The following is a 1,731-nucleotide window of genomic DNA, read 5'->3' on the forward strand; positions in this document are numbered from 1 at the left end:
GGGTTTATCGATTGATTTCGTCATCGCGCTGGCCCTCGCGGTTGAAATCAGATGAATGTCAATGCCTCCTACCTACACAGCGGCAACACTCCCAACTCAATAAGGCATGTCATCGTCATACGCTTCCGGTGGCGGACCGGGAGGTAGGTGTCCCTGGTCCGTCGGCTGTCCCGCTGGAGCATTTTGTTGTCTTCCTTTACGCGGCTTGTAAGCCACACTCTCAATACCGATCGGTGACAGAGCCACAAAATCGGCAACGAGCTTCCACGCAGGAATCAGTAAATTCGGATCATCCTTCGACGGGAATGACGCATCCGAAAGTTGTCCACCGACAATCACGCGAGTGCCAATTTGTACCAACGACTGAGCCAGTTCTGCCCGTTTTCCCCAATACTCAACTTCCACCCAGAAGCCACCGGTATCCTCCCAGGAACCGTCCTGCTGTTTGCGATCCACATTGCAACGTACCGAGAGATTCAATACCGGCTTTTGTTCACCGCTGATTGGCAGGCGTTTAAATTCCACCTTACCCACGTTGCCTTCACCTACAAAATTCGTCATCGACATGACACGTCCTCCGCTGTTAAGAAAATAGATAAAGCGATCTCATTGCACACCACACTGCATGTTCTGCACATCACTGAGTTGCATTGACGACTTCTGCTTCGTCACGCGGATCTCGCCCCACTCCGACAACAACATCACGGTGTGCAACACTTCACCCACAGTGAAATTCACGCGCTCAACGACATCGTTATCAACTGTCTCAACCTCGGTGTATTGCATTGATGCAATCGCACCTTCATCGGAGAGATTGAACGCAAAGCGTGCGATTCGAGGTGTGTCTGGTACTGAGGGTGTTTCAATGAAAAGTCGATTGGCAAGCCCGTCAAACTGAAGTGCTTTTCCCGCGAGGTATTCGTTGATCCCAGCAGGATTTTTTTCGTAGCAATTCATCAACGATGAATAGGCGTAGCTCGTCATGTGATAGGTTGCATCGATATGCAGGAAACCTTCGTAGTATTTTTCTCCGGATTCCGCATTGACCCAGTCCGTCACGTAGAGACCGGCGGCCTGGTTCTCACACTGGTGTTGTTCGATGTCATTTAACGTTATGGACTCATCGGGCATCAGCGGAATGGCGACACGAATCGTTTGCTCACCGACAGGCCATTCATGATGCAAGGTCTCAGGCTGTGGTTCATCGAGTCGCAGTTCCTGGTATGCGTTGTCACCCGCACCGGCGTTGATGGAAATAGCCGAAAGGAAGCCATAGTCGTTCTGATGCCAGGTGATGCTGGCCGCTGAACCGTCAGCGCCGTCGGCGGGCAGCACAAACCCGTAATCGGATACGCCACGCTCAAACGTGTAGTCGTATTGCACGATCATTGAACCCGTGAGCAGCGCATTGGGTTCATCACCCTGGGCAACGCGATAACAATCGCTGCCGCCATCCACGGAATCACCCAGATAATTCAGAGCCGTCACACGCCCGTCAGCATCAACCGTCAAGTAATGCAGATTCTCTCCTGCGTCACTGACGACAGAAATCCTGTAAACATTGCCATGAGGCTTTCTGAGATGAGCAGTGTCCTCAACGTACTGCTGATATTCATTCCAACGATCAAAAGGAATACCGCTGTTGTCAGGCCCTGGCTTGATCTCATCAATCGCGAGGTCTTGATTTGGATGTGGTTCTTCCTTGCGGTCGGAATCACCACCACCGCTGCC

Annotated in this window: 2 protein-coding genes; both read right to left on the reverse strand. The window is 51.8% G+C overall.

Annotation, left to right across the window (positions count from 1 at the left end; all coding sequences use genetic code 11):
* Positions 1-96 precede the first annotated feature (96 nt).
* The gene (locus tag ACSV5M_RS21710; protein ID WP_439178944.1) at positions 97-567 is read right to left on the reverse strand and encodes a single-stranded DNA-binding protein; all 471 of its coding nucleotides are present in this window, start codon (positions 565-567) and stop codon (positions 97-99) included.
* 39 nt (positions 568-606) lie between these two features.
* Positions 607-1,731, reverse strand: a 1,125-nt coding sequence (locus ACSV5M_RS21715) for a hypothetical protein (RefSeq protein ID WP_439178945.1), incomplete at its 5' end; no start/stop codon positions are given.

Origin of the sequence: Cellvibrio sp. ARAG 10.3, from assembly GCF_051846955.1 — a bacterium.
Taxonomy (GTDB): Bacteria; Pseudomonadota; Gammaproteobacteria; order Pseudomonadales; family Cellvibrionaceae; genus Cellvibrio.

What these genes read in the sequence shown, in the direction of transcription:
- ACSV5M_RS21710 (WP_439178944.1), bottom strand. Translation starts at nt 567, where the DNA reads ATGTCGATGACGAATTTTGTAGGTGAAGGCAACGTGGGTAAGGTGGAA.